Annotated in this window: 24 protein-coding genes and 1 tRNA gene; 19 read left to right on the forward strand and 6 right to left on the reverse strand. The window is 40.5% G+C overall.

Annotation, left to right across the window (positions count from 1 at the left end; translation table 11 throughout):
• The first annotated feature begins 10 nt into the window (after positions 1 to 10).
• The 13 genes from V7124_RS07075 to yihA all read left to right on the forward strand — a co-directional run bounded on the left by V7124_RS07075 (position 11) and on the right by yihA (position 13,834).
• A complete protein-coding gene (locus tag V7124_RS07075; protein WP_335487458.1) occupies positions 11 to 460 on the forward strand; it encodes a MarR family winged helix-turn-helix transcriptional regulator in 450 nt (149 codons plus the stop codon).
• A 44-nt stretch (positions 461 to 504) separates the two neighbouring features.
• Complete coding sequence (racE, locus tag V7124_RS07080) at positions 505 to 1,299, forward strand: glutamate racemase (protein WP_335487462.1); 795 nt, start codon at positions 505 to 507, stop codon at positions 1,297 to 1,299.
• A gap of 138 nt (positions 1,300 to 1,437) precedes the next feature.
• Positions 1,438 to 2,481 (forward strand): GerMN domain-containing protein, encoded by a 1,044-nt coding sequence (locus tag V7124_RS07085; RefSeq protein ID WP_335487465.1) that lies wholly within the window; start codon positions 1,438 to 1,440, stop codon positions 2,479 to 2,481.
• A 118-nt stretch (positions 2,482 to 2,599) separates the two neighbouring features.
• Positions 2,600 to 3,352 (forward strand): ribonuclease PH, encoded by a 753-nt coding sequence (rph, locus tag V7124_RS07090; protein WP_335487468.1) that lies wholly within the window; start codon positions 2,600 to 2,602, stop codon positions 3,350 to 3,352.
• A gap of 12 nt (positions 3,353 to 3,364) precedes the next feature.
• Positions 3,365 to 3,970, forward strand: a complete 606-nt coding sequence (locus tag V7124_RS07095; RefSeq protein ID WP_335487471.1) for an XTP/dITP diphosphatase — start codon at positions 3,365 to 3,367, stop codon at positions 3,968 to 3,970.
• Between the two features lie 2 nt (positions 3,971 to 3,972).
• Complete coding sequence (locus V7124_RS07100; RefSeq protein ID WP_335487474.1) at positions 3,973 to 4,488, forward strand: metallophosphoesterase family protein; 516 nt, start codon at positions 3,973 to 3,975, stop codon at positions 4,486 to 4,488.
• Between the two features lie 102 nt (positions 4,489 to 4,590).
• A tRNA-Arg gene (locus V7124_RS07105) sits at positions 4,591 to 4,667 on the forward strand.
• 110 nt (positions 4,668 to 4,777) lie between these two features.
• Positions 4,778 to 5,803, forward strand: coding sequence for a tetratricopeptide repeat protein (locus tag V7124_RS07110; protein WP_335487477.1), 1,026 nt, complete (start codon positions 4,778 to 4,780; stop codon positions 5,801 to 5,803).
• 168 nt (positions 5,804 to 5,971) lie between these two features.
• On the forward strand, positions 5,972 to 7,249 hold the full coding sequence (gene tig, locus V7124_RS07115) for a trigger factor (RefSeq protein WP_335487480.1): 1,278 nt from the start codon (positions 5,972 to 5,974) through the stop codon (positions 7,247 to 7,249).
• 386 nt (positions 7,250 to 7,635) lie between these two features.
• Positions 7,636 to 8,895 (forward strand): ATP-dependent protease ATP-binding subunit ClpX, encoded by a 1,260-nt coding sequence (gene clpX / locus V7124_RS07120; RefSeq protein WP_335416343.1) that lies wholly within the window; start codon positions 7,636 to 7,638, stop codon positions 8,893 to 8,895.
• 165 nt (positions 8,896 to 9,060) lie between these two features.
• The gene (gene lonB / locus V7124_RS07125; protein WP_335487483.1) at positions 9,061 to 10,728 is read left to right on the forward strand and encodes an ATP-dependent protease LonB; all 1,668 of its coding nucleotides are present in this window, start codon (positions 9,061 to 9,063) and stop codon (positions 10,726 to 10,728) included.
• Positions 10,729 to 10,928: 200 nt separating this feature from the next.
• Positions 10,929 to 13,256 (forward strand): endopeptidase La, encoded by a 2,328-nt coding sequence (gene lon, locus V7124_RS07130; RefSeq protein WP_335416348.1) that lies wholly within the window; start codon positions 10,929 to 10,931, stop codon positions 13,254 to 13,256.
• Positions 13,253 to 13,834, forward strand: coding sequence for a ribosome biogenesis GTP-binding protein YihA/YsxC (gene yihA, locus V7124_RS07135; protein ID WP_335416349.1), 582 nt, complete (start codon positions 13,253 to 13,255; stop codon positions 13,832 to 13,834). The genes lon and yihA overlap by 4 nt, the downstream gene beginning before the upstream one ends.
• Before the next feature lie 29 nt (positions 13,835 to 13,863).
• Here yihA and V7124_RS07140 read toward each other — a convergent pair whose 3' ends face one another.
• Positions 13,864 to 14,352: a LiaF transmembrane domain-containing protein gene (locus tag V7124_RS07140; protein WP_335416351.1), complete on the reverse strand. Its 489-nt coding sequence runs from the start codon at positions 14,350 to 14,352 to the stop codon at positions 13,864 to 13,866.
• 249 nt (positions 14,353 to 14,601) lie between these two features.
• Between V7124_RS07140 and hemA the strand changes: the two genes are divergently transcribed.
• The 6 genes from hemA to hemL are packed head-to-tail and all read left to right on the forward strand — an operon-like array spanning position 14,602 to position 20,819.
• Entirely contained in the window at positions 14,602 to 15,942 is a 1,341-nt protein-coding gene (gene hemA, locus V7124_RS07145; protein ID WP_335416354.1) for a glutamyl-tRNA reductase, read from the forward strand.
• A gap of 11 nt (positions 15,943 to 15,953) precedes the next feature.
• Positions 15,954 to 16,787, forward strand: coding sequence for a cytochrome C assembly family protein (locus V7124_RS07150; protein ID WP_335416356.1), 834 nt, complete (start codon positions 15,954 to 15,956; stop codon positions 16,785 to 16,787).
• Between the two features lie 15 nt (positions 16,788 to 16,802).
• Positions 16,803 to 17,738, forward strand: a complete 936-nt coding sequence (gene hemC / locus V7124_RS07155; protein WP_335487486.1) for a hydroxymethylbilane synthase — start codon at positions 16,803 to 16,805, stop codon at positions 17,736 to 17,738.
• Positions 17,735 to 18,508, forward strand: coding sequence for a uroporphyrinogen-III synthase (locus tag V7124_RS07160; protein WP_335487489.1), 774 nt, complete (start codon positions 17,735 to 17,737; stop codon positions 18,506 to 18,508). Before hemC ends, V7124_RS07160 begins: the two co-directional genes overlap by 4 nt.
• 17 nt (positions 18,509 to 18,525) lie before the next feature.
• On the forward strand, positions 18,526 to 19,509 hold the full coding sequence (gene hemB, locus V7124_RS07165; RefSeq protein WP_335416360.1) for a porphobilinogen synthase: 984 nt from the start codon (positions 18,526 to 18,528) through the stop codon (positions 19,507 to 19,509).
• Positions 19,510 to 19,532: 23 nt separating this feature from the next.
• Positions 19,533 to 20,819: a glutamate-1-semialdehyde 2,1-aminomutase gene (gene hemL / locus V7124_RS07170; protein ID WP_335416362.1), complete on the forward strand. Its 1,287-nt coding sequence runs from the start codon at positions 19,533 to 19,535 to the stop codon at positions 20,817 to 20,819.
• Positions 20,820 to 21,149: 330 nt separating this feature from the next.
• Here the strand turns inward: hemL and V7124_RS07175 are convergent, their stop codons facing one another.
• From V7124_RS07175 to V7124_RS07195, 5 genes are all read right to left on the reverse strand, one after another.
• Positions 21,150 to 21,590, reverse strand: coding sequence for a hypothetical protein (locus V7124_RS07175; RefSeq protein WP_335487491.1), 441 nt, complete (start codon positions 21,588 to 21,590; stop codon positions 21,150 to 21,152).
• 5 nt (positions 21,591 to 21,595) lie between these two features.
• Positions 21,596 to 22,585, reverse strand: a complete 990-nt coding sequence (locus V7124_RS07180) for an NAD(P)-dependent alcohol dehydrogenase (protein WP_335487494.1) — start codon at positions 22,583 to 22,585, stop codon at positions 21,596 to 21,598.
• A gap of 94 nt (positions 22,586 to 22,679) precedes the next feature.
• Positions 22,680 to 23,378, reverse strand: coding sequence for a DUF2306 domain-containing protein (locus V7124_RS07185; RefSeq protein WP_335487497.1), 699 nt, complete (start codon positions 23,376 to 23,378; stop codon positions 22,680 to 22,682).
• A gap of 173 nt (positions 23,379 to 23,551) precedes the next feature.
• Positions 23,552 to 24,277: a hypothetical protein gene (locus V7124_RS07190; RefSeq protein ID WP_335487500.1), complete on the reverse strand. Its 726-nt coding sequence runs from the start codon at positions 24,275 to 24,277 to the stop codon at positions 23,552 to 23,554.
• Positions 24,274 to 24,582, reverse strand: coding sequence for a hypothetical protein (locus V7124_RS07195; protein WP_335416373.1), 309 nt, complete (start codon positions 24,580 to 24,582; stop codon positions 24,274 to 24,276). Before V7124_RS07195 ends, V7124_RS07190 begins: the two co-directional genes overlap by 4 nt.
• Between the last annotated feature and the right edge of the window lie 366 nt (positions 24,583 to 24,948).

Below are 24,948 nucleotides of genomic sequence, written 5' to 3' on the forward strand. Positions count from 1 at the left end.
TGTAATAGATATGACTGTCGAAAAATCAACAAAGGTCAGTGAAGAAATTGTCGCTAGACTAGAAAAAGATTTACGTTATATTTCCGGAATTATTAAGCAAAAGGGAAGAGAGATCCTGTCTCATTATAAAATAACTCCACCGCAATTTGTCGCTTTGCAGTGGCTATTTGAAGATGGTGATATGACGATTGGTGAGTTGTCTACGAAAATGTATCTGGCCTTCAGTACGACAACCGATTTAGTTGATCGAATGGAAAAAAATCAACTTGTTGTCAGAGTAAAGGACCCTAAAGATCGCCGTGTCGTAAGAATTCATTTACTCGAAGAAGGCGAAAGAATCATAGATGAAGTAATCAAGAAACGGCAAGTCTACTTAGATGAAGTTTTAACAAATTTCTCATTAGAGGAAATTCAACAACTTCAAACCAATTTGATGAAACTGCATCAAGATATGCGTTAAAAAAGATGTTTCGTAAAGATTGATGTTAAAAAGAGGCGAGAATTTTGAAACAACCAATTGGTGTAATTGATTCTGGAGTTGGCGGATTAACGGTTGCGAAGGAAATCATCAGACAGCTTCCGAATGAAAAAATAATATACTTAGGTGATACAGCAAGATGCCCATATGGTCCCCGACCTCTAAAGGAAGTTAAACGATTTACCTGGGAACTAACAACGTTTTTGTTAGAAAAAAACATAAAAATGCTCGTTATCGCATGTAACACAGCGACGGCAGCCGTCTTGGATGAAATCAGAAGAGAACTGACCATACCCGTAATAGGTGTAATCTATCCCGGTGCACGCACGGCAATTAAACGGACAAAAAACTATCGGGTAGGGATTATTGGTACGGAAGGAACGATTAAAAGCGGTGCCTACGAAAAAGCATTAAAAGCACTAAACAGCCGATTGTTTGTTACCGGGCAAGCTTGTCCGAAGTTTGTTCCCCTTGTTGAAAGTGGCGAGTACGATGGAGAGATTGCTGAGAAAATTGTCATAGAAGCGTTAAAGCCTTTGCAAAACCAAAACATAGATACTCTGATCCTTGGCTGCACCCATTACCCCTTGCTTGAACCACTCATCCAGAAAGTGATGGGGGACAGTGTAAATGTCATCAGTTCTGGGGATGAAACTGCAAGAGAAATCAGTGCTATTCTACAATATAATGGGATCCTCGAGAATGATGAGAATGATCCTGCACATGAATTTTATACCACAGGTTCGCGGTATATTTTTTCGAAAATTGCTACACAGTGGCTGGGAATACCTATTAATAACGTGAAAAAAATAATATTATAATCAGTGCTCCCTAACAGGGGCGCTATTTTTTTTGCGAAAAATAAAAAGAATTGTCCTATTTTTCTTTCCGAAGGCGGTCTAATTAGTTTAATAGGCTCGTATACATGATAGTACAAACTGTCTTAGGAGGGAAAAAATATGTCAAAAAATAAAGTGAAACCACTTGTAACAGCTGTTTTTGCTTCAACACTTCTATTATCGGGGTGTGGTTTATTCGGGAAAGAAGTGCAGAAAAAAGTTGATCCACCAAAGCAGGTTACAGAAACGAAAGCAAACCCGACTAAGGAAACCACCGGTAAAAGTGAAGAAGTCGAGGGAACAAAGACCGAATTATACTTAATAAACAAAGATGGATTAGTTGTACCGCAAACATTAACCTTGCCAGATAAAACCTCTGTAGCGAAGCAAGCATTGGAATACTTAGTTGCAAATGGACCGGTTACAGACATGCTGCCGAATGATTTTCGGGCTGTATTACCAGAAGAAACGAAGATAACCGTGAACATTAAAGACGGAGTAGCTGTAGTCGACTTTTCGAAGGAATTTAAAAACTACCAGCCTGAGGATGAACAAAAAATCCTTCAATCCATAACTTGGACGCTTACACAATTTGATACAGTGGAAAAAGTTAAGCTGCAAATGAATGGTCATGCCTTAACGGAAATGCCTGTAAAAGGTACCCCAATTAGCGAAAATCTTTCAAGGGCAACAGGTATCAATATCGACACTACTGGGGTAACGGATATTACCAATACCAAGCCAATGACCGTTTATTACATCGGCGGTGAGGAAGGTGCTTACTATTATGTACCTGTAACAAAACGTGTGAATACAAGCGAAAAAAATAATATTGTAGCGATCGTAAATGAATTGATAAAAGAACCAAATTCAAAATCTAATCTCGCGTCAGTATTCATGAAGGATGTAGAACTTCTTGAAGTACCGAAAATTGAGGATGGCAAAGTAACATTAAACTTTAATGAATCTATCTATGGAAGCTTCGAAGAAAAAATTGTTTCCGACCATTTACTAAATACCCTAGTACTTTCATTGACCGAACAAAAGGGCATTAAAAGTGTTGCTGTAATGGTAGACGGCAAGGCAGAACTGGTAGATGACCAGGGTAAAAAAATATCTGAGCCAGTAACTCGCCCAGAAAAAGTCAATACAGGTAGTTTTTAAAAAATTATTTTTGTTATACTATATAGTGACAATCGTTGGGAGGTTGCCTTTAGGCTTCCTCTTCTTTATTTGATTTTTTATGGCAGGCGAGAGTTACCTGCCAAAGGAGGAAATAGTTGTGCGTGTTGATGGTAGAGAACGACTGCAATTAAGACCGATACATATTGAAACTGGTTATTTAATGCACCCTGAAGGCTCTGTCCTGATTTCAGTGGGTAACACAAAGGTAATTTGTACGGCAAGTATCGAGGAGAGAGTCCCGCCGTTTATGAGAGGTGAAGGCAAAGGCTGGATAACCGCAGAATATTCGATGCTTCCGCGGGCAACCGAAACAAGAAATATTCGTGAATCCTCCAAAGGAAAGGTTACAGGAAGAACGATGGAAATTCAGCGGTTAATTGGACGTGCTTTAAGGGCCATCGTCGATCTTTCTGCACTCGGTGAAAGAACAGTTTGGATTGATTGTGATGTCATTCAAGCGGATGGCGGAACGAGAACGGCATCCATTACGGGGGCATTTGTAGCAATGGCTATCGCTCTCAACCGTCTTGGAGATAAAAAAGGGTATAAATTCCCAATAACAGATTACATGGCTGCTACAAGTGTTGGAATTTTAAAGAATAACGAAGCAGTTCTCGATTTGAATTATGCAGAGGATTCAAAAGCACTTGTTGATATGAACATTGTCATGACGGGCAATGGCGAATTTGTTGAATTGCAGGGAACAGGCGAGGAATCTACTTTCTCATACCAACAGCTTCAGGACTTATTAGGTGCGGCTCAAGAAGGGCTGATGGAACTATTTGAACATCAAAAAACAGCATTAGGGGAAGAAATTATTGCAAAAATAGAAGCTAAACGAAAGAAATAAGGAGAAAAGCAGATGAAAGAGGTTATTATCGCAACGAAAAATCCAGGAAAAGCGAAAGAATTTGAACATATTTTTGCTCCTAGAGGGATAAAAGTCCGGACATTGCTTGATTATCCTGAAATAGCCGATGTAGAAGAAACTGGTAAAACATTTGAAGAAAATGCAATATTGAAAGCTGAAGCAGTTTCGCTAGCATTGAATAAAATGGTGATTGGTGATGATTCCGGTTTAATCGTTGATGCTTTGGAAGGTAGACCTGGAATCTATTCTGCGAGGTATGCTGGTGAACCGAAGAGCGATCAGAAAAATCTTGAAAAAGTGCTAGGAGAATTAAAGGGGATTCCTGAAGAAAATCGCACCGCTCGCTTTTATTGTGTGTTAGCAGTAGCTCTTCCAGGAAAAGAAACGATTACCGTAGCTGGGACCTGTGAAGGACGGATTTTAGAGGAACAAAGAGGAACAAATGGTTTTGGTTACGACCCTGTCTTTTATATACCTGAAAAAGGTTATGCAATGGCAGAACTTTCTTCAGATGAAAAAAATAAAATAAGTCATCGAGCGAATGCATTAAAACAGCTTGATGTAATCCTAGATTCCATCGTAGAAAAGGCGGAATAATCATGAGTAAAGTACTTGTTGTTAGTGATAGCCATGGTTTAACGAAAGAGCTCGAGGTATTAAGGGAAAGACATTTGAGCGAAGTCGATTTAATGATTCATTGTGGCGATTCCGAATTGATGTCTGATGATCAAGTGATGAACGGTTATTTGGCAGTGAGGGGAAATTGTGATTTTGACTATCCGTTAGAAACAACGACTGAGATGGCTGGATGGAAGTTTTTTATAACTCATGGTCATCGGTATTCTGTAAAAACTTCTATAATGAATTTATTATATAAGGCAGCGGAAGTAGGAGCAAATATCGTATGTTTCGGACATTCGCATATTTTGGGTGCAGAAGTAATTGACGGAACCCTATTTTTGAACCCAGGGAGCATTCGCTTACCCCGTGAGCGTGTTGAAAAAACCTATGTTATCTTAGAATTATTGGAAAATAGGATTAACATGTCGGTTTATGACCTTAGTGGACGGGAACTCGAAGCGATGGCCTCTGAATTTACATTACCTAAAAAATGAGGGAAGATCTATTTCTTCCCTTATTTATAAAAACTTCTCAAATTGTGTTGACTTTTAATTGTATTCTTTATATAATAAATCTTGTCTTTGAAAATCTTATATGTCCCAGTAGCTCAGCCGGATAGAGCATACGCCTTCTAAGCGTACGGTCGGGAGTTCGAATCTCTCCTGGGACGCCATTTAACTACATACCAAACTTATTACTCACCTTTAGAAGGTGAGTTTTTTTGATTTTTAATAAATTCATGCTAAACTATTTTCCATACAGAAGCAGAGGACGGTACAAAGTATGAAAAAGCGGGAACGAGCGAAACGGAAAGATAATATTATATTCCTTCCCGGACTCGAAAAGAGATTAACGGATAGGGGACTTGATAGCCTGCAAAATAAAAGGTATCAAGAAGCGGTCACCTTGCTAGAAGAGGCAAGGGAACATGATCCAGAAAATAGTGATATTTTAATAGGCCTGGTACTCGCGTATTTTGAAGCGGGTGCCTATAAAAAAGCAAGAGATATGGCGAATGACATGCTTCTAAAAGGAATCGGCGACTATTTGCAAATGGTTGATCTCTATTTGACCATTTTAATACAGCTCCACGAGTACCATGAAATTGTCGCTACCATCGAAGCACTCTTTGACGAAGACGAAATTCCACCTGATCGGCATGATCATTTTCTTACTATCCTGCAATTTAGCAGGCGTATGGCAGAAAATAGTCAGCAGGAGCCAAGTGAACTTCCACAGGAAGACAGAGGAGTAAAGGAACTCAATCTTCAATCTCTAACTAACTTAAACGAGCAAATGCTCGTGATTTCCAATTTAACAGATAAAAATATTCGTCCTTATATGGAAGAAATCAAGGATTTTCTTAATACGGAATCCGGCCATCCTTTCTTAAAATCATTGCTGCTGTCCCTTTTAAAGGAGCAGGAATATGACAAGGAAATAATGGTTAGAAAGTTTACTATGAATAGAACTATCATTCCAACCGAACTGCCAGACATACAAGCTCAGCCGAAGATGAAGGAAATTGAAAACCAGCTTGAAAAGAGATTGGAAAGCAGTGACCCGGTACTTTTTGAAAATATTAAAGGGATGGTCGAACGGATATTCTTTATAAGCTACCCTTTCGAGTTATCGCCGGAAGAAGCTTCAGCGTGGGCTGCAGCTTTTCACTTACTAGTACTCAGCTATCTAGGTGGAGACCTTGACGAAAGTAATATTTCAGCGGAATACGAAATATCACCCGAAAAAACGGCACAAGCACTCATTAAAATAAGAGAATTAGAAGAAATTTCTTATCCCAATATATAGGTAACTTTGTTGAAAGAAAAAAATCCTGTGTTATAATATAAGGGTTGCATTGTGTAAAAAATTTATTTTACATAAAAAAAGTGGATCATGCCTTGAATGGACAAGACATATTCCTACCAAATTCGTTACGAATGAAATGATAATAGATTTGTTGGAGGGAAAAAAGTTATGACAGTAAAATGGGAAAAGTTAGAAGGAAACACCGGTGTCCTTACAGTTGAAGTAAGTGCCGAAAAAGTAAGCGAAGGCTTAACTGCGGCTTTCAATAAAGTTGTTAAAACAGTAAATGTACCAGGCTTCCGTAAAGGAAAAATGCCTCGTCCAATGTTCGAAAAGCGTTTCGGTGTAGAATCTCTTTATCAAGATGCATTAGATATTCTTCTTCCAGAAGCGTATAGCAATGCGATTGATGAAACAGGAATCGAGCCAATCGACCGCCCTGATATCGACATCGAGCAAATGGAAAAAGGTAAAGAACTAATCTTCAAAGCTACTGTACAAGTTAAGCCTGAAGTAACATTAGGTGAATACAAAGGCTTAGAAGTAGAAGAAATCGATACTAACGTGACTGACGAAGATGTGGCGAAAGAATTAGAAACTCTTCAAAACCGTCAAGCTGAGCTAGTAGTAAAAGAAGAGGGTACAGCTGAACTTGGCGATACAGTTGTCATCGACTTTGAAGGATCTGTTGATGGAGAAGTTTTCGAAGGTGGAACAGCTGAAAATCATTCACTTGAATTAGGTTCTAACTCTTTTATCCCTGGATTTGAAGAGCAATTAGTAGGAGTAGCTACTGGCGAATCTAAAGATGTTGAAGTATCATTCCCTGAAGAGTACCATGCTGCTGAACTTGCTGGTAAACCAGCAGTATTTAAAGTAACCATTCATGAAATTAAAGGAAAAGAACTTCCTGAATTAGATGATGAATTTGCAAAAGATGTTGATGACGAAGTTGAGACATTAGATGCGTTAAAAGAAAAAATTAAAACTCGTTTAGAAGAAAGCAAAAAGCATGAAGCGGAGCACCACTTACGTGATACATTAGTAGAAAAAGCTGCTGCTAACGCTGAAGTTGAAATTCCAGATGTTATGGTTGAAAGCGAAGTAAACCGTATGCTTCAAGAATTCGAGCAGCGTTTACAAATGCAAGGTATGAACCTTGAGTTATACTTCCAATTCTCAGGACAAGATGAGAATGCACTACGTGGACAAATGAAAGAAGAAGCTGTAAACCGTGTTCGCGTTGCACTAACACTGGAAGCAATTGCTAAAGCAGAAAACATTGAAGCTACTGACGAAGACGTAAATGCTGAGCTTGAAAAAATGGCTGGCATGTACAACATGACAGTTGATAACATTAAGGCAGCACTTGGCGGCCTTGAAGGTATCAAAGGCGATCTTCAAAAGCAAAAAGCGGTTGAATTCTTAATCGAAACTAAAAAATAATTTTTTTGAAAAAACTGGCACGATTTAATCGTGCCTGTTTTTATACATTTTTTCAATTACATATTATAATAAGGACAGGGAAACCTTTTTAACAAGCAGGCAGGAAAAAAGATTTACATATCGAATTAAGTAAACCAGCTCCATGAAAGATTGATTTTTATAAAAAGTGGTTATGCTTAATGAGTACATAGGATTCATTTAAAGAGAGTTTCCAAACAAAATCGCTTTATCCGAAAACATAATGACAAAGCTTTTTATTTCCTGTCTATTGGCTTCATGTGTTACAATGCAATACATATACCGAAGAAGTATTAAAAAACAACGATTTTTGTTTGTGTTACGTAACTTTAAATATGGTTATAACACGTTTTTAAGGGGTGAATGAATTGTTTAAATTTAATGATGAAAAAGGTCAATTAAAGTGTTCCTTCTGTGGAAAGACACAAGACCAAGTACGTAAATTGGTTGCTGGACCAGGTGTTTATATATGTGATGAGTGTATCGAGCTCTGCACAGAAATTGTTGAAGAAGAGCTTGGAACAGAAGAAGAAGTAGAATTTAAAGACGTTCCTAAGCCAAAAGAAATTTGTGAAATTCTTGATGATTACGTCATTGGTCAAGATCAAGCAAAGAAATCGCTATCGGTTGCAGTTTACAATCATTATAAGCGTATCAATTCTAACAGTAAGATTGATGATGTTGAGCTCTCCAAGAGTAATATCGCTATGATTGGGCCAACTGGTAGTGGTAAAACGTTATTAGCTCAAACATTAGCGCGAATTTTAAATGTTCCGTTTGCCATCGCCGATGCAACATCGCTTACTGAAGCTGGTTATGTTGGGGAAGACGTAGAAAATATCCTTTTAAAATTGATTCAATCTGCTGATTATGATGTGGAAAAAGCGGAAAAGGGTATTATTTATATTGATGAAATTGATAAAATTGCCCGTAAATCAGAAAATCCTTCGATTACAAGAGATGTATCTGGTGAAGGTGTGCAGCAAGCGTTACTTAAAATTCTCGAAGGTACGGTTGCAAGTGTTCCACCTCAAGGCGGACGTAAACATCCACACCAAGAATTCATTCAAATCGATACGACAAATATTTTATTTATTTGTGGTGGTGCATTTGATGGGATTGAACCAATCATTAAGCGCCGTTTAGGTCAAAAAGTTATTGGTTTTGGTTCTGATGTTAAGCAACAAGACATTTCACAGAAAGAGCTTCTTTCTAAAGTGTTACCTGAAGACTTACTTCGCTTCGGATTAATCCCTGAATTCATCGGTCGTCTGCCTGTTATTGCAAGCCTTGAGCAGTTAGATGAGTCCGCATTAATTGAAATCTTAACGAAGCCAAAGAATGCTTTAGTTAAGCAATATCAAAAAATGCTTGAAATTGATGAAGTAGAACTGGAATTCGAGGAAGGTGCACTTACCGAAATTGCGAAAAAAGCGATTGAACGTAAAACAGGTGCCCGTGGATTACGTTCCATTATAGAAGGAATCATGCTGGATGTAATGTTTGACCTACCTTCCCGTGATGATATTCAGAAGTGCATCATTACAAAGGATACGGTCATCGACAATAGTCTTCCTAAGCTAGTCTTAGCAGACGGAACCGTTGTAGCAGAAGAAAAATCAGCATAATAATAAATTTTCTGAGAACCCAGTAAAATCACCGGGTTCTCTTTTTTGTAAAATTATACATGCCAAACAAAAACTGTTTCTTACCATTTGTGGTTTATTCCCCCTGTATGCAGGAAATACTTATTAATATCTACCCAAGTTATTTTTGTAGCAGGAGGGAAAAATATGAGTTGGACGGGGATTGCTTTATTTATACAGCTGTTTTTTGGAATTATTATTGGGCTGTATTTTTGGAATATGCTTAGGAACCAACGGACACAAAAGGTTTCCATTGATCGTGAATCCCGTAAGGAAATGGAACAGCTTCGAAAAATGAGATCAATTTCATTAACAGAGCCATTAGCTGAAAAGGTTCGCCCCACAAGCTTCCAAGATATTGTTGGTCAAGAAGATGGGATAAAGTCATTGAAAGCTGCGTTATGTGGTCCAAATCCTCAGCATGTAATTATTTACGGACCACCAGGGGTTGGAAAAACAGCCGCCGCAAGATTAGTTTTAGAAGAAGCGAAGAAAAATCAAAAATCTCCATTCAAACCAGCATCGGTATTTATCGAATTGGATGCAACCACTGCTCGATTTGACGAAAGAGGCATTGCTGACCCTTTAATTGGCTCCGTTCATGATCCTATTTATCAAGGTGCCGGGGCAATGGGCCAGGCGGGAATACCACAGCCAAAGCAAGGTGCAGTTACCAACGCACATGGTGGTGTCCTATTCATTGATGAAATTGGTGAACTGCACCCGATTCAAATGAACAAGCTTTTAAAGGTCCTTGAGGATCGTAAAGTATTTCTTGAAAGTGCCTATTATCATGAAGAAAATAATCAAATCCCGACACATATCCACGATATTTTTAAGAATGGGCTTCCTGCCGATTTTCGCTTAATTGGTGCAACAACTAGAACTCCAAGTGAAATACCGCCTGCTATCCGTTCACGCTGTATGGAAGTTTTCTTCCGTGATTTATCGCAAGAAGAAATCATTCAAGTTGGTCAAAAAGCAGCTGAAAAAGTAAACCTCGCCATTAGCGAAGCTGGATTAGATATTTTATCTACATATGCAAGAAATGGGCGCGAAGCCGTTAATATGATTCAGATTTCTGCTGGACTGGCCATCACGGATGAGCGCAATTTTATTAAAGATGAAGACTTAGAATGGGTGGCTCATTCTAGTCAACTTTCGCCAAGAATGGAAAGAAAAATTAATGATGACTCCCGTGTGGGCCTTGTGAATGGTTTAGCAGTTTATGGTCCAAACACCGGTGCGCTCCTTGAAATTGAGGTTACCGTTATCCCTGCGAAGGATAAAGGATCGATAAACATAACCGGTATTGTCGACGAGGAAAGTATTGGCAGTCAAGGTAAATCAGTCCGGCGTAAGAGTATGGCCCGTGGTTCGATTGAAAATGTTATTACCGTTCTGAGGGCAATGGGAGTTCCAGCGGATGATTTCGATATTCATGTCAATTTTCCAGGCGGAGTCCCGATAGATGGTCCATCAGCAGGAATTGCAATGGCAACCGGAATCTATTCTGCCATTTACAAAATCCCGATTGATAATAAAGTTGCGATGACGGGTGAAATAAGCATTCATGGAAATGTGAAGCCAATTGGCGGCGTTTATCCGAAGGTAAAGGCGGCTAGGAAAGCAGGAGCAACGACGGTTATAATCCCTGAAGAAAACATACAATCCATATTAAATGAAATAAAAGGAATTCGGATTGTTCCAGTTACACATTTAAGTGAAGTTTTTGACATTGCCCTCGTCAATAATCAGCCAATAAATCAGGTGATTCCTGCTTCAATCGAGCTGTCAAAAAAAGAATCCATTTAACAAAAACACTTCGGTTGTCAGACCGAAGTGTTTTTAATGATAGAAATCGTCTTGCTTGGGGAAAATTAATTATATTGACAAGCAGGTACATGGCTTTCGTAATATTAGACACAAATTTGCAAATGAGATAGAATTGTACAAAGACGATTCTGCTTTTATCACAGAAAAGACTGACTTAATGCATGTGGAGGTGCAATTTAATGGCGAAAGATAGAGAATTGATCGTCCCCCTCCTGCCGCTTCGAGGGTTGCTTGTATATCCGACAATGGTCCTTCATTTAGATGTTGGACGTGAAAGATCGGTTGAAGCCCTTGAAAAAGCGATGGTAGATGACCACTTAATTTTTTTAACCACTCAAAAGGATATTGCAATAGACGAACCATCTGAGGAAGAGTTATACGAGATTGGCACGTTAACAAAGGTTAAGCAAATGCTTAAACTCCCAAATGGAACGATTAGAGTATTGGTCGAAGGACTAAACAGAGCAAAAATCGAAACATTTCATGATGAGGAAGAATACTATTCTGTCAGCATTGTGACATATGATGAACCTGTTACAAAGGATGTAGAAGATCAAGCATTAATGAGAACCATGCTTGAATATTTCGAGCAATACATAAAGTTATCAAAAAAAATATCAGCAGAAACCTATACCTCAGTTGTCGATATTGAGGAACCAGGAAGAATGGCGGATATTATCGCTTCCCATTTACCAATCAAATTGAAGGAAAAACAGGAAATATTAGAAACGATTGATGTAAAAGAGCGAATGAATATCGTTATTACTACCATTCAAAATGAAAAAGAAGTGTTAAATCTTGAAAAAAAGATTGGACAGCGTGTAAAGCGCTCGATGGAAAGAACGCAAAAGGAATATTATCTGCGTGAACAAATGAAAGCAATCCAGAAGGAATTAGGCGACAAAGAAGGCAAAACGGGTGAAGTTGCCGATCTTACTCAAAAAATTACCAAGGCAGGTATGCCTGAACATGTTCAGCAGGCTGCATTAAAAGAACTTGACCGCTATGAGAAGGTGCCATCAAGTTCAGCAGAAAGTTCGGTCATTCGGAACTATATTGAATGGCTGATTACGATCCCATGGTCAAAAAAGACGAATGACGATATTGATATTAAACGCGCCGAGAAAATCCTTAACCAGGATCATTTCGGTCTTGAAAAAGTCAAAGAACGCGTGCTTGAGTTTTTGGCTGTTCAAAAACTGACGAATTCCTTAAAAGGACCTATTCTTTGTCTAGCAGGCCCTCCAGGAGTAGGGAAAACAAGCTTAGCACGTTCGATTGCCTCTTCATTAAATCGTAATTTTGTCCGAGTTTCCCTTGGTGGTGTTCGTGATGAGTCTGAAATTCGTGGTCACCGTAGAACCTATGTTGGGGCGATGCCAGGTCGGATCATTCAAGGAATGAAAAAAGCGGGCACGATTAATCCAGTATTTTTATTAGACGAGATTGATAAAATGTCGAGTGATTTCCGTGGCGATCCATCTTCAGCGATGCTAGAGGTGTTGGACCCAGAACAAAACCATAATTTTAGCGATCATTATATTGAAGAAACATATGACCTATCAAAGGTTATGTTTATTGCGACAGCCAATAACTTATCGACCATTCCTGGTCCGCTCTTGGATAGAATGGAAATTATCACGATTGCCGGTTATACCGAAATCGAAAAAGTGCATATCACTAGAGACCATCTGCTGCAAAAGCAAATTAAAGAAAATGGACTTTCAAAAGGGAACCTGCAGGTACGAGATGATGCCATTCTAAATGTGGTCAGGCATTATACACGTGAGGCGGGGGTTCGGAGTCTTGAACGGCAAATGGCGACCATCTGCCGGAAGACCGCAAAGATTGTGGTCTCAGGTGAGAAAAAGCGGGTAGTCGTTACCGAAAAGAATGTTGAGGAATTCCTAGGTAAACCAAGATACCGTTATGGTCAAGCAGAAACAGAGGATCAAGTAGGTGTTGCAACAGGTCTTGCCTACACAACGGTAGGGGGCGATACGTTGCAAATCGAAGTCTCCTTAGCCCCGGGTAAAGGCAGACTCGTTTTAACAGGAAAATTAGGCGATGTCATGAAAGAATCAGCTCAGGCAGCCTTTAGCTATATTCGTTCCAAAGCTGTTGAACTTGGGATTGAAGAAGACTTTCATGAAAAATATGATGTACACATTCATGTTCCAGAAGGTGCCGTTCCGAAGGACGGTCCATCTGCAGGTATTACAATGGCGACTGCATTGGTGTCTGCGTTAACAGGCAGAGCGATTCGACGTGAAGTAGGAATGACAGGAGAAATTACGCTTAGAGGCAGGGTTCTCCCAATTGGCGGTTTAAAAGAAAAAACACTTAGTGCTCATCGAGCAGGATTAACAAAGATTATCCTCCCAAAGGATAATGAAATTGATATTGATGATATTCCGGAAAGTGTCAGAAATGAAATTGAGTTTGTCCTTGTTTCACATGTCGATGAAGTTCTACGACATGCACTAGTAGAAGGTGGATCCAAATGAAAGTAACCAGTTCCGATATTGTCATCAGTGCCGTCAGGCCAGCGCAGTACCCAGAAACAGAGCTGCCTGAATTTGCATTGGCAGGAAGATCAAATGTAGGGAAATCCTCCTTTATTAATAAGATGTTAAATCGTAAAGGTCTGGCAAGAATCTCATCAAAGCCTGGAAAAACACAAACCTTAAACTTTTATTTAATCAATGAAATTCTTCATTTTGTTGATGTTCCTGGCTATGGATATGCGAAGGTTTCTAAGTCAGAGCGTGCAGCATGGGGGAAAATGATTGAAACGTATATTACCTCTCGGGAGCAATTAAGAGCGGTGGTTTTAATTGTTGACTTAAGGCATCCGCCAACTCCGGATGACGTCATGATGTACGACTTCCTTAAGCACCATGGTATTGCTTGCGTTGTCATAGCGACGAAGGCAGATAAAATACCAAAAGGTAAGTGGCAGAAGTATTTAAAAGTAACGAAGGAAACACTCGATTTGGATGAAAATGATCAAATCGTTCTTTTCTCATCAGAAACAGGCGAAGGCAAAGATAAAGCCTGGTCAATCTTACAAAGTTATATGTAAAAAATAACGTCAGGCACTGTGGCCTGACGTTATTTCTTTTTCATAAAAAGAAAGTAGATTCCAACAAGAATAATAACGGCTGGCCAAAATTTCCAAACAAAGCTTAGCCCATTTTGGAGTAAATTAAGATATTCAGAAACGTTGTCGTAAAATAATAGCAATAATGCTAATATTAAAAAGAGAAAGGCTTGAAATAGACCATTATTTGCTTTTTGAAACCGAAGAAAGTAGCCAAAGGATATAAATAATACCAGCATTCCAATGGTGTTGTTCGGCCAAAATGCGACTTTACCAGCGAAATGAAAATGTAGACCGAAGCCCCCGATGATGACTCCAGGCAAAATCGCTTCATAGTCTTTTGCTGAATATCCCTGTCCCAAAAAAGCCGCTCCTACAATAATAAGAAGAGTTGGCCATGAATACAATGTTTGTAGAGCAGAGAAACCAGATTGCTGCAAGAAAAGAAAGGCCCCAAAGCCTATGAGAATAGTTCCCGTAAAGATCCGTTGACTCTTCATTTTAACACCACTTCCAGTAAGGTATACTTGAATCCATTCTATTTTTTTGGTACGGTACATTAGATGATTATTTTAATATTATAGCAGACTGGCTCCAACGACTAGAGGCGCTTCTGCTTTTTATAGTAACATATAGTTTCGTTTTCTGTTCACATTTTTCGGGTAAATGGTGAAAAACCCGTGGTATAATCAGACTAGTTAATCATGTATTAGTAGTTATTGTATTACTTATTGGGGGTGTTCAAAAAAATGCATATTGTAGTGATCGGTTTAAACTATAAAACTGCCCCTGTGGAAATCCGTGAGCGGTTGACATTTAATCAATTCGACCTTGGGGAAGCCATGACAAAATTGAATTCTAAAAAAAGCATCCTTGAAAATATAATTGTGTCGACGTGCAATCGTACAGAGATTTATGCGGTTGTTGATCAATTGCATACAGGCCGCTATTATATAAAGGAATTTCTATCTGAATGGTTCGGAATTGAACAAGCTGAGTTTTCACCTTTTCTATTTGTTTATGAAGAAGACGGTGCCGTGGAGCATTTATTTAAAGTAGCATGCGGGCTTCATTCAATGGTATTAGGGGAAACACAAATATTAGGGCAGGTTCGGTCAAGCTTTATTTTAGCTCAAGAACAAGGAACAACAGGTACCATCTTCAACCACCTGTTTAAACAGGCAATTACTGTTGCGAAACGTGGACACGCTGAAACAGATATTGGCGCAAATGCAGTCTCTGTCAGCTATGCGGCTGTTGAACTTGCAAAGAAAATCTTTGGTTCACTTGAAAATAAACATGTACTAATTTTTGGTGCCGGTAAAATGGGTGAATTAGCAGCCCAAAATCTGCATGGGAACGGTGTTAGAAAAGTTACCGTCATTAATCGCACATATGAAAAGGCAAAAGTTCTTGCTGACCGTTTTTCCGGAGATGCAAAAACAGTTGATGAATTACATGAGACGCTTATTGATGCAGATATTCTGATAAGTTCTACAGGCGCAAAGGATTTTGTCATTACGAAAACGATGATGGAAAAAGTCGAGAAAAAGCGTAAGGGTAAACCATTGTTTATGGTTGACATTGCTGTTCCGCGCGACTTGGATCCTAAAATCGCTGAGCTTGAAAGTGTATTCTTATATGATATCGATGATTTAGAGGGAATTGTGCAGGCAAACCTTCAGGAACGAAAAAAAGCAGCTCAAGCCATTATGTTAATGATCGAAAAGGAAATTGTTGATTTCAAACAATGGCTTGGATTATTGGGAGTTGTTCCCGTTATCTCAGCGCTTAGAGACAAGGCGGTTGCCATTCAAGCTGAAACGATGGTCAGCTTAGAACGCAAGCTGTCCCATTTATCGGACCGTGATCTTAAGGTATTAAATAAACACACCAAGAGCATTATCAATCAGCTTTTAAAAGATCCAATCTTACAAGCAAAAGAATTGGCTGCTCGCCCTGATGCCGATGAGGCGTTGGATTTATTTGTGAAAATATTTAAGATTGAAGAACTTGTTGAAAAACAAACAAAAGCAGCCGAAACCAAAAATGCAATGGTTCGTGTACCTCAGGCTTCTTTTCAGTCATAAGAGGTACCATTATGTATGACTTTTATATGACACGACTGCACGAATTGACAGTAGTCCTATATGCCTTCAGTGTGTTGTTATATTTTTTCGATTTCATTCACCATAACCGGAAGGCAAACCGAATCGCCTTCTGGTTACTTGCGTTTGTATGGGTTTTACAAACGATTGTTTTGACTTCCTATATGCTAAAAACAGGTAGATTTCCAGCGTTAACGATATTTGAAGGTCTCTATTTTTATGCCTGGGTATTGGTTACCCTATCGCTCGGAATCAACCGGTTACTAAAGGTTGACTTCATTGTTTTTTTTACAAATATACTAGGATTTATCGTCATTGTTATCCATACATTTGCGCCGATAAACTATGATTCACATGTCATAAGCAATCAGCTTATGTCTGAGCTTTTGCTTATACATATCACAATGGCGATTTTATCGTATGGAGCTTTCTCATTGTCTTTTGTCCTCTCTACGCTGTATCTCATTCAATATGATTTATTGAAAAAGAAAAAATGGGGTGCCAGACTTATGAGAATTGCAGATTTAAGCAAGCTAGAACGGTCCTCCTATATTTTAGTAGTAATAGGAGTTCCCATGTTGCTATTAAGTCTTATTCTTGGATTACAATGGGCCATTCTAAAGGTCCCAGGAATGCCCTGGTATGATATGAAAGTAATAGGTTCTTTTATTGTTCTGTTTGGTTACAGTATGTATTTGTACCTGCGAATTGTAAAAAACATGTCAGGCAGACAGTTAGCCATATGGAATACAGGATCCTTTTTAATCGTTTTAATTAATTTTTTCCTTTTTGGTCAATTATCATCATTTCATTTTTGGTATTCATAATAGTAGGAGGCAGACATGAGAAAAATTATCGTAGGTTCTAGACGAAGCAAATTGGCGTTAACACAAACAAATTGGGTAATTGAACAGCTAAAAAAGCTCGGCGGACCTTTTGAATTTGAAGTAAAAGAAATTGTTACAAAAGGAGATAAAATCCTTGATGTTACCCTTTCAAAAGTAGGCGGGAAAGGCTTGTTTGTGAAAGAAATCGAGCAAGCTATGATGGATAAAGAAATTGATATGGCTGTTCATAGTATGAAAGACATGCCAGCTGAATTACCTGAGGGTCTTACGATTGGCTGTATTCCTTTCCGTGAGGACCACCGTGATGCATTAATTTCAAGAGACCATGTTAAGCTAAAAGATTTGAAGCCAGGAGCGATTATCGGTACGAGCAGCCTTCGTCGCAGCGCACAGCTTTTAGTACAGCGGCCAGATCTTGAAATTAAATGGATCCGTGGAAATGTTGATACGAGATTACAAAAGCTTCAAGATGAAGAATATGATGCGATAATCTTAGCAGCAGCAGGACTTTCTCGTCTTGGCTGGGCAAAGGAAACCATCACTGAATTTATCGATGCAGATATTTGTGTACCTGCAGTTGGTCAAGGAGCACTTTCCATCGAATGCCGTGAGGATGATAAAGAGCTTCTTGAACTGTTTGAAAAATTTACCTGCAAGAAAACAGATAGAGCAGTTAGAGCTGAACGTGCCTTCCTTCAAAAAATGGAGGGTGGCTGCCAAGTTCCAATCGCTGGCTTCGCTACAATTGCAGACAATGATGAAATCGCTCTAACCGTGTTAGTAGCGTCTCCTGAAGGCCAAGAAATCTTCAAAGAGGAACTAAGAGGCCATAATCCAGAAGAACTTGGCATTCAAGCTGCAGACTTATTAATCGAAAGAGGAGCTAAAGACCTGATTGAGAAGGTTAAACGGGAGCTCGATGGTCAATGATAAAACCATTAGGTTTGAAAGACAAAAAGGTCCTTGTTCCCCGCGGAGCAGGTCAAGCAAAATCCTTTTCACAACTTGTAGAAAAGTATGGAGGGATTTCAATTGAAATCCCTCTTATTGCGTTTCGTCCGATTGAAATCAATCAGCGTCTTCAAACTGCAATAAATGAAATTGATACATATGACTGGATTATTTTTACAAGTAATGTCACGGTTGACACCTTCTTTTCTTTTAAAAATATCGAAGAGTTCGAGACATTCCCTAAGGTTGCTGTAATTGGAACGAAAACAGAAGAGGTCATTAAGGATAAGGGGCTAAAGGCTGAATTTGTCCCATCGGCCTATGTGGCAGAGGTATTTGTAGAAGAATTCCTGCCTCATGTGGCACAGGGGTCAAAGATCCTGCTTCCGAAAGGAAACCTAGCCAGAGAATATATCTCAAGGTCCCTTATAAGGCACGGTGCACATGTCGATGAAATGGTCATTTATGAAACGTACATGCCGAATGAGAGCCTTGAAAAACTAGCAAACATGCTTTCTGCAGATGAGCTCGATATCTTAATGTTTACTAGTCCCTCTACTGTTGATCACTTTATGAGTGTGGTGAAGGAGTATAAACTTGAGAGTCACATCAGAAATTGTGTCATTGGCTGTATTGGACCGGTCACTGAGAAAAAACTGCAAGCGTATGGGTTGCCCATACATGCTTCACCTAAGGAATATACCGTTAAAGAAATGGTAAAAAGTACGATTGAATACTTAGAAAAATAATGTTGGGGGTAATATAAATGGATTTACAATTTTCACGTCATCGCCGCTTACGTTCAAGCGCTAACATGCGGGCACTAGTAAGAGAAAATCACTTAAGACCGGAAGATTTCATCTATCCGTTATTTATTTATGAAGGTGAGAACATTCGCAATGAAGTATCATCAATGCCAGGTGTTTTCCAGGTATCTATCGATCATCTTCAAGCAGAGATGGAAGATATCGTCGCACATGGAATTAAATCTGTATTATTATTTGGTATTCCTACAACAAAGGATGCCTGCGGGGAGCAAGCATTCCATGACCATGGGATTATTCAAGTTGCAACTCGTTTTATTAAGGAAAGATTCCCAGAAATCATTGTCGTTGCCGATACATGCTTATGTGAATATACCGACCATGGTCACTGTGGCGTAGTAGAAGGGGAAAAGGTACTTAATGACGAATCCCTTGAATTACTTGTGAAAACAGCGGTAGCACAAGCAAAAGCTGGAGCAGATATCATTGCACCTTCAAATATGATGGATGGCTTTGTTGCCGCAATTCGTGCTGGCTTAGATGAAGCAGGATTTAAAGAGATCCCAATTATGTCCTATGCGGTTAAATATGCGTCAGCCTTTTACGGACCATTCCGTGAAGCAGCAGAGGGCGCTCCACAGTTTGGTGATCGCAAAACCTATCAAATGGACCCTGCAAACCGGATGGAAGCATTTAGGGAAGCAGAATCAGATGTGGCTGAAGGGGCAGATTTCTTAATTGTTAAGCCAGGTTTACCTTATCTTGATATCGTTCGGGATGTAAAAAATAACTTCAATCTTCCAGTTGTCATTTACAATGTGAGCGGTGAGTATGCAATGGTGAAGGCTGCAGCTGCAAATGGTTGGATTGATGAAAAGAACACGGTTCTTGAAATGTTAGTAGGCATGAAGCGTGCCGGTGCAGATCTGATTATTACCTATGCAGCAAAAGATGCATGCCGCTGGTTAAAAGAAGACCAACAATAACAACGCGAAAAGAGGAACGTAAAATGCGCTCATATACCAAATCAATCGAAGCATTTAAAGAGGCTAAAAACTTAATGCCGGGCGGTGTGAATAGCCCGGTTCGTGCCTTTAAATCAGTGAATATGGATCCAATCTTCATGGAAAGAGGAAAAGGATCAAAAATCTATGATATTGATGGCAATGAATATATCGATTATGTATTATCGTGGGGTCCGCTCATTCTCGGTCATACAAATGATCGAGTGGTGGAAGGGATTAAAAAAGTTGCTGAGCTTGGTACAAGCTTCGGTGCTCCAACATTAATGGAAAATGAACTGGCTAAGCTTGTAATTGAACGTGTACCATCGATTGAAGTGATACGGATGGTATCTTCAGGAACAGAAGCAACGATGAGTGCACTACGCTTGGCACGCGGTTACACAGGCCGTAATAAGATTCTGAAATTTGAAGGCTGCTACCATGGTCATGGTGATTCCTTATTGATTAAAGCTGGCTCTGGTGTCGCTACACTTGGTTTGCCAGACAGCCCAGGTGTTCCTGAAGGAACTGCTAAAAACACGATTACAGTTGCTTACAATGATCTTGAGGCTGTAAAATATGCCTTTGAACAATTTGGCGATGATATTGCTTGTATTATCGTTGAACCTGTTGCTGGTAATATGGGGCTTGTACCACCGCTTCCAGGATTCTTAGAAGGTCTTCGTGAAATTACGACTGAAAACGGAGCCTTACTGATTTTTGATGAAGTAATGACAGGCTTCCGAGTCGGCTACAATTGTGCACAAGGCTATTTCAATATTACTCCAGATATCACTTGTCTTGGAAAAGTAATTGGCGGCGGGCTGCCAGTGGGTGCTTACGGCGGTAAAGCTGAAATCATGCGTCAAATCGCTCCAGCCGGACCAATTTATCAAGCGGGAACACTTTCTGGAAACCCACTTGCGATGACAGCTGGTTATGAGACATTAAGCCAATTAACACCAGAGCATTACGAGGAGTTTAAGCGTTTAGGTGACTTACTTGAAAAAGGAATTACAGCAGCGGCTGAAAAATATGATATTCCCGTTACATTCAACCGTGCGGGTTCTATGATCGGGTTCTTCTTTACCAATGAAAATGTTATTAACTATGAAAAAGCAAAAACATCTAATCTAGAATATTTTGCTGCCTACTATCGCGAAATGGCTGAACAAGGTGTATTCCTGCCGCCATCTCAATTCGAAGGATTGTTCTTATCGACTGCACATACTGATGAAGACATCGAAAAAACAATCAAAGCCGTAGAAGTTGCTTTTTCCAAACTTAAATAAAGTTAAGCACTTACCTTTGTTGTAAGCCGTTCTCTTTTGGAGTACCCACAAGGACATTATTTATATGCAAAAAACAGCGACGAAGCTTTTAAGCTTTGTCGCTGTTTTTATTGAAGGCTGTTTTCGTAACGATTGTTGTTAAAATCTTAAAGCCGATTTTAACGAGAAAATAGCTGTTTTTAGCCATTGAATTTAATTTGCAAGCTCTTTTCTTAAAAAATTTATGCTTTTTTCTAGGATATCACTGCACAATTATTAAATATTGTTACAAAAAGCAACAAAGTTTAAGAAAAGAGCCTTAATAAATTCGAGCACCTGTTAGAGCAGGCTTTAGCGCCACCGAGCTCCGCGCTTCTTCACGTAGTTTGCGAATACATAGCGCCAAGGAATGCAGAAAGGAACAATCAAGACGAATAAACAGGCATAGGCCATTGCCCAGGTTGCTTCGTCCATTTGACCGGCTGTCCATAGTGGGAGCGCAACGCTGATCAGCCAAATCGACTTCCACACCAATTCCCACAGAAGCAAAGGTATCATCTGCAGTGGATACGGCAGCCCCAGGATTAACAGAACCGAAAAGGAGGCCAGCATGCAGATGACTACTCCCTCCATTAACTCATAGGGCTTCTCCTGATAGAAAACTAGTTGGATGACATCCGGCCATCGTACGATAGCGAGCCCCACCACGATAAAAAGGTACAGCGCCCTCAGCAAATAAAGACGAAACAACGAGACCTCGTTCATTTTAGCAGCTTTTTTGCTTTCATTCATTTTTTTCATCCTCCTTTGTTGTTTTGTTCTAGATTTATGACGACATTTCCCTTTTTGTGTCCTTGTTCGACATAACTATGGGCATCAACGATTTCTTCCATCGTATAGGTTCTATCAATCACTACTTTTAGCTTTTCTGCCTCTACTAAATCTTTGAGGAAGTTTAATGCTTCGGGAGTTTCAGGAGAGTTTTGCCCCAAAATGAATTTGATGCTGTTAGTCAATTTTTTCCACAGCATAATAACATTAGGTAGTAGCAGGGTGGGATTTATATAGGTTCCATTGTCCTTGAGTGATTTCATACAAGCTGATAATGGACTTTTACCAACCGTATCAAAGATGACGTCAAAGGTTTCCCCATTACTTGAAAAATCTTCTTTCGTATAATCAACAACTCTATCTGCTCCCAAAGACTTTACCAATTCTAAGTTTCTGGTACTGCATACCCCCGTAACATTTGCTCCGAAAATTTTAGCAATTTGTACGGCATACGTTCCTACACTTCCTGAGGCTCCATAAATTAGAACCTTCTGGCCGCTCTGTATAGTTGCTTTTCTAAGAAAAAACAATGCTGTACGTGCCCCAATGGGGATGGCAGCAGCTTCCTCAAAAGTAATATTGGCTGGTTTAAGAGTGACAGGACCATCTTCAGGCAAACATTTATATTCGGCATATGCACCAAAATCCAATAGGGATGCTGCAAAAACCTGGTCACCTTCCTTAAACCTTTTGACATCTTTCCCAACTGACTCAACTTCACCAGCTAGCTCCATTCCCAATATCGCTTTTTTGGGTTGTCTGAAACCTAGTGACATTCGGGCTGGCAGCCAAAAAGCGAGAGGAACAGTAAAACTACGAGCCCGAATATCAGCTACTGTTACAGTTGTTGCTTTTACTTTTATCAAAATTTCATTTTCTTTAGGAGTAGGTTTTTTTATCTCTTTTAGTTGAAGAACTTCAGGGGGACCGTAGTTTGTATACACAATTGCTTTCATTTTATCCTCCATTAATTCGTTATATTTTAATAGACCAGCCTCCCAAGCGTTCTCCCTAAGAAAGAAGCCAACGGTGCTGGATAGGCGGCTTCCTTCAGGCTGACTGCTTGCGGATGGCCCATTCGGCCACGGTGAGGTTGATTACCCACCCCGCACCCATCAGCAGCGCTTTACCTAGCTCACTTGGTGGGCCGACGATAATTTCCCCGGCTAATAGGGTTAGTACCTGGGTGCCCGCGCCAAGCCCAATTGCGTAGCCGCGTATCATCCAAGCGCGGTGCCGAATCACGTCGCCCCGACGGATCGTAACAAAGCCGAGAAGGATGGTCACGACCATAGCCGATCCAAACAGGAGCCGCAATGCAAAAAGCAATTCACCGGTGCCATCTGGGCGGGGAGAGAACAGGGTTAGCCACAGTCCTGAAAGACCAACTAGTAGCCCGCATATCACCAGGAGCCGACCGGCAACTCGGTGCCATACGGGCTTGCGCTCCCGAAAGCCGGTTTCGAACTGGAACGCGCCAAAGATGGCATACACACTGGAACTCAGGATATGCACCACCACAGGCAGGGATAAAATAAGGAACCGTACTTTGTCCGGCGTTATTCCCGCACCAAAAGCTAGGTTGGTTAAGCGGAAAGCGCCAGCGGCGAGCGGTACCACACTCAGCAGGAGCAGTGCGGCGACGAGCCACTTTGACGATGCTTTGATTTCCTGTGACGTAGGTTTTCCTAACTCATTGAGTTGCGGTACATCAGCAGCTTGACCTTTATCGTTATGAAATACTTTCATTTTCAGCTCCTTTTACTGATTTACTTAGTGACTATTGCGTGACACAGCATGTTCCAAAGATACTGGGATAGGGTGGACTATAAAGTTACAAGAGACAAGATGGCCGCTTGTTTCCCCATTTAGTTTCTAATGACTTATTCAGCTCAGTTTATTGGAGCTGGGGGTTTCCTCGACTAGATAGGGTTTCCTCTCCGTTCAGACCAGAGCGCATATCCCAGCCAGGCCAAACCTAACCCAAGAGGCACCGCCGCTATGCGGTCGAGCGGATGGGGAAGCAGTGCAATCACGAGGGCCGACACAGGACCCGCCGAGGCAAATAGGGCGGCTGCCCAGCGCGGCAGGATGCCAGCGCGGAATGTCGCGATGCCAAACAGCGGGCCGCCGAGGATATACAGTACCCCTACTAGCGAATATATCGCTGGGAGGACTCCGAGGCTCATTTCTCCGGCAGACCCACCGGCGAGCGCCAAGAGGCTCTCCACCAACTTCGGTGCCTCGGTCGACAACAGCGGCGAGATAAAGGCCTCTATGAACTGAAAACCCATTGTGAGCGCATAGAAGAGGCTAAATAGGAGATAGCCGGCAAGACCAAGCCAACCGGCCTTTTCCACTTGCCTAGCGTAGATTCCCGCAATGCCGAGCAGGCCGAGGAGACACATGGTGATGCTCAAGTAGTGGACGATTGCCCATCGACCGGTGGTGACAGAAGAAAGGATATCAGCTGGATGGATCGTCTGAATGATTATGAAAAGGATTCCTGCCGCCAAAGCTGCTAAACCCGACCAGCGGATTAGATTGGTGGCTGTTATCCTCATCTTGCTGTTCTCCGACCTGGTCTCAGAGAGAGGGTTGGTGTGAGTTTTCCGATCAATGCCTGATGTCAGGGGATTTGTTTTCATCGGTTTGGCTCCTTTTTTGAACTATTTGTTGTTTCCGCATTGACATTGGGCATTTTGGCCTGTTTGTGATCAATCTGGATAACGGAGACCAAGGGCAGGCCGAGATCACGCACTTTCCTTAGCAAGCCATGTAATGCTGCCTGATCGACAACCTGACCAGTGAGAATGGTTGTTCCATCGCTTTCGTGGTTGAAGGTCATGCCAGCAAACCGGTCGGCCCACCGGGTATCAAGTTGTCCCTGCAGGCGAATTTCGTATGTTCTAGGTTCTTGATAGCCCTCCGTTGACCTGTGTGTTTCACTCATTTCGTTCCTCCTTCCTGTTCGTTCTAAGGATTTATATGACCATCGGTGTATTCGTTCCTTTCTATATCAAAGTTACATGTTGAAGTGGTGAGAAGACATCACCACATGTGGTGATTGGTGTGGTGATTTATTTCATAATACAATTCACAGTATTCTGCACAGGAAAAAAGGCTTAGAGATGCAATATCTCTAAGCCTTTTTTAAAATTTTCTATTTTTCACAAAAGCACCCCGTAAGTTTTACAGTTCATTAGAATGCTAAGCGAGTTTGATAAATAAGCGGAGAAATCCTGTTAATTGGAAAAAAGTACTGGAAATAGCTTAAATAGACGGAAGGATTCCGCCTATTAATTCAAAAAACGTGAAA

The organism is Neobacillus niacini (assembly GCF_036961885.1).
In the GTDB taxonomy this organism is placed as follows: domain Bacteria; phylum Bacillota; class Bacilli; order Bacillales; family Cytobacillaceae; genus Neobacillus; species Neobacillus niacini_H.